Annotated in this window: 6 protein-coding genes; 3 read left to right on the top strand and 3 right to left on the bottom strand. The window is 61.1% G+C overall.

The window, feature by feature from the left end; translation table 11 throughout:
- On the bottom strand, positions 1 to 1,897 hold a 1,897-nt coding region (locus tag NW809_RS10115; RefSeq protein ID WP_414402050.1), incomplete at its 3' end, for a helicase-related protein.
- A 280-nt stretch (positions 1,898 to 2,177) separates the two neighbouring features.
- Between NW809_RS10115 and NW809_RS10110 the strand changes: the two genes are divergently transcribed.
- Together NW809_RS10110 and gap are read left to right on the top strand one after the other, a co-directional pair.
- Positions 2,178 to 2,693 (top strand): cyclic nucleotide-binding domain-containing protein, encoded by a 516-nt coding sequence (locus NW809_RS10110; protein WP_168173629.1) that lies wholly within the window; start codon positions 2,178 to 2,180, stop codon positions 2,691 to 2,693.
- Positions 2,694 to 2,873: 180 nt separating this feature from the next.
- The gene (gene gap, locus NW809_RS10105; RefSeq protein WP_011429234.1) at positions 2,874 to 3,893 is read left to right on the top strand and encodes a type I glyceraldehyde-3-phosphate dehydrogenase; all 1,020 of its coding nucleotides are present in this window, start codon (positions 2,874 to 2,876) and stop codon (positions 3,891 to 3,893) included.
- Here the strand turns inward: gap and NW809_RS10100 are convergent.
- Positions 3,878 to 4,480: a 2'-5' RNA ligase family protein gene (locus NW809_RS10100; RefSeq protein WP_011429235.1), complete on the bottom strand. Its 603-nt coding sequence runs from the start codon at positions 4,478 to 4,480 to the stop codon at positions 3,878 to 3,880. The two genes, gap and NW809_RS10100, sit on opposite strands and share 16 nt — an antisense overlap.
- Positions 4,481 to 4,649: 169 nt before the next feature.
- On the opposite strand from NW809_RS10100, the gene NW809_RS10095 reads away from it, so the two are divergent.
- Positions 4,650 to 5,072 carry a (2Fe-2S) ferredoxin domain-containing protein gene (locus NW809_RS10095; RefSeq protein WP_011429236.1) on the top strand — a complete coding sequence of 141 codons (423 nt, stop codon included), beginning with the start codon at positions 4,650 to 4,652 and terminating at the stop codon, positions 5,070 to 5,072.
- On the opposite strand, the gene NW809_RS10090 is transcribed toward NW809_RS10095, so the two are convergent.
- The gene (locus NW809_RS10090; RefSeq protein WP_011429237.1) at positions 5,060 to 5,692 is read right to left on the bottom strand and encodes a lysophospholipid acyltransferase family protein; all 633 of its coding nucleotides are present in this window, start codon (positions 5,690 to 5,692) and stop codon (positions 5,060 to 5,062) included. The two genes, NW809_RS10095 and NW809_RS10090, sit on opposite strands and share 13 nt — an antisense overlap.
- Between the last annotated feature and the right edge of the window lie 226 nt (positions 5,693 to 5,918).

Genomic DNA, 5,918 nt, shown 5'->3' with positions numbered 1-5,918 from the left:
TAACGCTTTCACTCGCTTCGGGAACAGGCACGTGGGTGCCAAGGGTGCGGCGAATTTCCCGCGCCTTGTCCAGCAGCACCTTTAGCACCACGCCGTCCACAGGGTTATCTCGCCCAAAAAAACGAATGACCTTGACCCGGGGGGCCCGTTGGCCGTAGCGATCCACCCGCCCCTCCCGCTGCTCCAGCCGGTTGGGGTTCCAGGGCAGGTCGTAGTGGATGACGGCTGTCAATTTTTCCTGCAGGTTGATCCCTTCCGAGAGGCAGTCGGTGGCCACCAGCACCCGTGGCTGGTCAACGGCCATTTCCGCAATCTTGGCCTCCCGCTCCTCGTCGCCCATGCGGCCGGTTACGCAGGCTACCTGAGTTGCGGATCCCAGGTGTTGTCGAAGGTGGTCGGCAAGATACTCCGCCGTGGCCACATAGCGGCACCAGAGAATGGGGTGAAAGCTCTCTTTGAGGAGCCGCTTCACTAGCTCGATGGCCCGCGCCAGCTTGGTGTCTTGGTCTACGCCACGCAGTTGACCAGCCAGGCGGGCGAGCTCGCGCAGCCGGCGGCGGTCGCTGTCGGGCAGAGTTTGATCTGCTGCTTCGAGGGCTGGCAGCGGTAATTCGTCGTCAGTACGCTCTTCTGCTGACTCGAACACCCAGCGGCTAAAGCTCTCCTCGGCCTCTTCAGCTTCTTCCTCCCGGGAGCCTGCACCGCGATTGGCCAGCGCTGCCAAGGCCGCTGCCGGACTGGACATGACACAGCGCAAAAGAGCCAGCGCCCCCCAGTAGCGTACTCGCCGCCGCCGCTGTTCCATCTGCTGGCCGGTGCGCACCAGCTCCGCGCAGAAGGCATAGGTGCGCTCAAACAGCTCGCGGTAGCGGGGCGAAAGGTCATAGGTCTCATCTTCAGCTTCTCGGCTTGGGAAGCAGGCGGTTTCTTGCCAGGTCTCCTTAATGTCCCGCCGCGTGCGCTGGACAAAGTGACGGGCCAGCTCGAGGCGCTGGCTCTCAGTGAGATCCTGAAAGTCCCACGCCTCAAACTCAGGCCGCAGCAGCCCCAGCAAGGAACGGAAGGCCTCTGGGATGCCGCTGTGGGGAGTAGCCGTCAGCAGAATCAGGTGGCGGTTGGGCGCTTGGGCAATGGCTCTCAAAAGGGCATGCCGCTCCTGCTGAGCTCTGCCGGAACTGGCCGCCGCCGCACCGTGCACTTCGTCGGCAATGACCAGCTCAGGACAAAACTGTAAAAATTGAGGGCGGTTGCGCTCTGTTTTGACAAAATCAATGCTGGCCACCTGCACCAGGAAGTATTCGTAGAGGCTCTGTCCCAGCGGGGTTTGCCGCTCCAGTTGCCCTACCGTCCCCGAGCGGATAACTACCGGCTCGAGGTGAAACTTCTCGGCCAGCTCCCTGGCCCACTGCTCGCACAAATAAGGCGGGCAAAGGACACAAAAGCGCCGGATCTCGCCGCGATCCAGAAGTTCTCTGGCTATCAGCAGCGCTTCGATGGTCTTGCCCACTCCCACGTCGTCGGCAATAAACAGCCGCACCGGATCAAGGCGCAGCGCCATGAGCAACGGCACAAACTGGTAGGTTCGGGGCCGGATGGAGATGCGCCCCAGCGAGCGAAAGGGAGTGGCGCCCTCGCGCAAGATAAGCCGCGCTGCCTGCCAGAGGAGATGGGCGGCTGCAGCATCGGCAACTCGGTCGGCGCAGGGCAGCGGGAAGAAGGCCGGCTCGATGCGCTCAAAGGGCAAGGTGCCGCCTACAAGGTTCATCAGTTGTCGGTGAATGTGAATCGCATCCTCTGGCGTACCAGTAAGGGGCCGCAGCACTACCCCTTCTTCGGAATCAGCGGGGAGCACCACCCACTCGCGGTGGCGGCAGCAAACAATTGAGCCAGGCTGCATCGATCGGGATCCCTAGAGAGCTTTCTCCATTTGAGATTTGTATACATCTTTGCCGCTTTCCGGGAATGACTGCCGAGCTTCTGCGGCTTTTTTGAGAACCCCCTACAGCCTGCCTGGACAGAACTTCTGCCGGCGCCACGGCCGGCAAAAATTCTACGTGTTGGAAAATGGCCCAGTTGGGTCTCGCCCAAGCCTTTTGCAGGGATCCCTCCTACCCAAAACGTGGGGTGACGGTAGGATGAAACAGAGCTGGCCCCAAGCACTTCCAGCCGCTTGCCCGATGAGCAGCAGCCGTTATCCGTTTGAGCGCGTTCGCGAGCACTTGCTCTTTCAGTCTTTGGAAGATGCTGAGTGGAAGGCATTGACGGCTGCCCTACTGCCCAGCCGCTTTTCCCCCGGCCAGGTGATCTTCCAAGAAGGGGATCCCAGTAGCGACCTATACGTAGTTCTCAGCGGGATCGTGGAGCTGCGTCGCCAGTACATGCGCCATCCCGGCGATTATTGGCTGGCCACGCTGCATGCCGGGCGCGTGTTTGGGGAACTTTCCTTGCTGACGGGACGGCGACGTTCCTTTACCGCGGTGAGCCTGACCGAAGTGCAAACCCTGCGCCTCTCCCGCGAGGGGCTGCTCCTATTGCCCCTGGAAGTCCAGCTGAAGCTCTACCGCGCCTGGACCCAGATCATCGGCGAGCGCCTCTTTTGGCTCGACAGCATGTTCGCGGATCTGCTGGAACAGCGGGGAGCCGAAAACGTGGCCTCGGCTATGGCCTTGCTGCAGCAGCGCTACCCCGCTTGAGGAAAGCCAACCCCTGCAGGCAGGCCGGGATCCCTAAAGTTAAATACCAGTTGATACTACTCAAAAAAGAGGCCAGAAATCAAGCGGTGGGATCCCAAATTTTATCTTCAGAATAGCCAGGGGTTGCGGTATTATGTGCTAAGCAGCCCCAAAGCACTTCAAGCAGCGAGGTTAAGAGCAGTGGTCAGGGTAGCCATCAACGGATTTGGTCGTATCGGTCGCAACTTTTTGCGGTGTTGGCTGGGTCGCTCCCAGTCCAATCTCGATATTGTTGCCATCAACGACACATCAGACGCCCGCACGGCTGCCCATCTGCTCAAATACGATTCCATTCTCGGGCCGCTGCAAGGGGCGGAAGTGGAGGCCGTCGAGGGTGGCCTGCTGGTTAACGGCAAGCATATCCACGCCGTTTCCGATCGCAACCCCAGCAACCTGCCCTGGAAAGAGTGGAAGGTGGATCTTGTTATTGAAGCTACAGGGGTGTTCGTAGACTATCAAGGGGCCTCTAAGCACCTTGAGGCGGGAGCCAAAAAAGTAGTGATCACCGCTCCGGCCAAGGGGGGCGACATTCCCACGTTTGTATATGGCGTTAACCAACACACCTATGACCCGGTGCGGCACAACATTGTCAGCAACGCCAGTTGCACCACCAACTGCCTTGCCCCCATCCTCAAAGTGTTGCTGGACAAGTTCGGCGTCTTGCGGGCCACGATGACCACCACCCACAGCTACACCGGTGACCAGCGGATTTTGGATGGCGGCCACCGCGATCTGCGACGGGCGCGGGCGGCGGCGTTGAGCATGGTGCCCACCACCACCGGGGCGGCCAAGGCGGTGGCGCTGGTGATCCCCGAACTGAAGGGCAAGCTGAACGGGGTGGCGGTACGGGTGCCCACGCCCAACGTGTCGCTGGTGGACTTGGTGGTGCAAACGGAGCGGCGCGTGATTGCCGAGGAGGTGAACGCGGCTCTCAAGGACGCTTCAGAGACCACGATGAAAGGGATCATTGCCTACTCCGATATCCCCTTAGTCTCCATCGACTACCGCGGCCACGACTGCTCGGCGATTGTGGATGCCGAGATGACCAGCGTGCTGGACGGGGATCTGGTGAAGGTGATGGCCTGGTACGACAACGAGTGGGGCTACTCGCAGCGGGTGCTGGATCTAGCTGAATATATGGCTGCTCACTGGGTTGAGTAGGCTGTTGTTTCCTGCCTCAATCCCTCAGAGGCGGAGAGGGAGAATTCGGCAAAAACCTGCCAGCGCTTGCCGTCATGGAGGAGGAGGGTCAGGGCAGAGGCGAGAAAGGATCCCTGGAAGAGGCGAGCCTTGAACTGCGGCCAGGCGGCGCGGAACTGGGCCGGCTGGAGATCCCGGAAGGCCACAGTCATGTGGGGCACAAAGGGACGGGCTGGAGCCGTTGCTTCTTCTTGCTTGAGAAGGAGGCTCATGTGCCGCTGGGCCTTGGCCTGAAGCTGTTGCAGCTCGGGGGAGGGCTCGACGTGAATATAAATAACCCGTGGCGGGAAGGCGCCGAAGCCACAGAGCTCAACGGCAACTGGCGCCTGCTCCTTAGCAAATGCTTCTAGGGATCCTGTCAGGGCCGCCAGCTGGGCAGTGGGCCACTCGAAAGGAGGCACCAGGGTGATGTGAGGGGGCGAGCGCAGGGCTGCGCGGCTGGCGAATTGCTCGGCAAACTGTTGTTTAATGGCGGTCACTTGCTCCTGCAGGTCTGGTGGGGGAAGGAGGGCGAGAAATAGCCGCTGTTGGGGAGCATCGATCAGCATTGCCGGACAGGTGAGGGATCCTTTTATCCAGGCTAGGGCAGCACATCCCCAGGCCTCTACCCCATTTCCTAGGGGTCAGAAGGTTTGTCGGGATGCCCGACGTCTTCTTTAACTACTCATATAATTATCTAGTGATTATTCGGTGGCAGTAGGAGACACGGATCCTCACATGACCCAGCTTTCCGCTCCCCTTCCCACGCCGGCAAGCCCATCTGCAGAACCTCAGCCGGATCCGATTCCGTCTTACCATTGGCATCTGTTCCTCTGCGCCGACCAGACCAAGCCCAAGTGCTGTGAAAAGGCGGTGGGGCTGGAAGCCTGGGAATACCTGAGGCTGCGGATCCAGCAGTTGAACCTGGAGCTGGCGGGCGTGGGCCCTCTGCGCGTCAACCGCACCAAGGCCAATTGTCTGCGGGCCTGCAACTACGGTGTTCCTGGGCCGGTGTTGTTGGTGTACCCCGGCGGGTTCTGGTACCACTCGGCCACGCCGCCGGTGATAGAGCGGGTGCTGCAAGAGCACATCTTGGGGGGAAAGCCGGTGGCCGAGTATCTGGTTGCTCAAGATACTCTGATTGCCCCTCAGCGCCCCTGATCCAGGAGGGCATGGATGGCCTCCACGCAGGCCGCGGTTGCCTGCTGCAGCTCAGCTTTGTCGCTGGAAGCCGGCGGGGGGATCAGCCTGCCGATGCGCACCGTGATGGGGCAAAACAAGCGCGGCCAGCGGGATCCCTTGGGCAGCACCTTCTCGGTGCCCCAGAGGGCTACGGGGAGCAAGGGTGTCTGGGTGCGCGCTGCCACCAAGGCTGCCCCCAGGTGAGGCTGGGGGATGCGGCCATCGGGGGTGCGGGTGCCGTTGAGAAAGATCCCTACCGCCCAGCCCTGGGCGAGGGCTGCCTCTGTGGCCCGCAAGGCGCTGCGATCCGCACCTCCCCTTTTGACCGGGTAAGCCCCGTAGAGCCGGATCACCTGCTTCAGCACCGGCACCTGGAACAGCTCTTCTTTGGCCATGAAGGCTACCGGGCGGCGCACCGCATTGGCCACCAGCGGCGGATCCAAGTGGCTGGCGTGGTTGCTGACGATGATCAGGGATCCGTGGCGCGGCACGTTTTCCTGGCCATAGGTGCGGCCAAAATACAGTCCCCGAAATAAAGGGTTGACCACCAGCCACTTGAGCAGCCAGTAGGCCAACCAATCGCGGCGGCGATAGCCCATCTGGACGATTTCCCAACTTAAGGGTAGCTCCCTCTTGAGTGTAGGGGAAAGGGGGGGATCCCTAAGGACTTTGGAGACAGGTTTTCCGAAGACCTTCACCTAGGGTGGGATGCGGCGAGGGGAGACGCCGGGAAAACGTTGCGCCAAGTTTTAGCTAATCCGCCGTTCGCGCTAGCGGGACGTAGTCCTGGAAGCCCCGCTCTGTACCCCCCTATATCCCAGCCCC

Origin of the sequence: Synechococcus sp. WC101, assembly GCF_047461555.1 — a bacterium.
Taxonomy (GTDB): Bacteria; Cyanobacteriota; Cyanobacteriia; order Thermostichales; family Thermostichaceae; genus Thermostichus.
The sequence above is the reverse complement of the archived record's forward strand: the minus strand, read 5'-3'. Positions and strand labels throughout refer to the sequence as shown.

Excerpts from the sequence above, each read along its gene's own strand:
- NW809_RS10095 (WP_011429236.1), top strand. The coding sequence starts at position 4,650 with ATGACCCAGCTTTCCGCTCCCCTTCCCACGCCGGCAAGCCCATCTGCA.
- NW809_RS10110 (WP_168173629.1), top strand. The coding sequence starts at position 2,178 with ATGAGCAGCAGCCGTTATCCGTTTGAGCGCGTTCGCGAGCACTTGCTC.
- NW809_RS10090 (WP_011429237.1), bottom strand. The coding sequence starts at position 5,692 with ATGGGCTATCGCCGCCGCGATTGGTTGGCCTACTGGCTGCTCAAGTGG.
- NW809_RS10100 (WP_011429235.1), bottom strand. The coding sequence starts at position 4,480 with ATGCTGATCGATGCTCCCCAACAGCGGCTATTTCTCGCCCTCCTTCCC.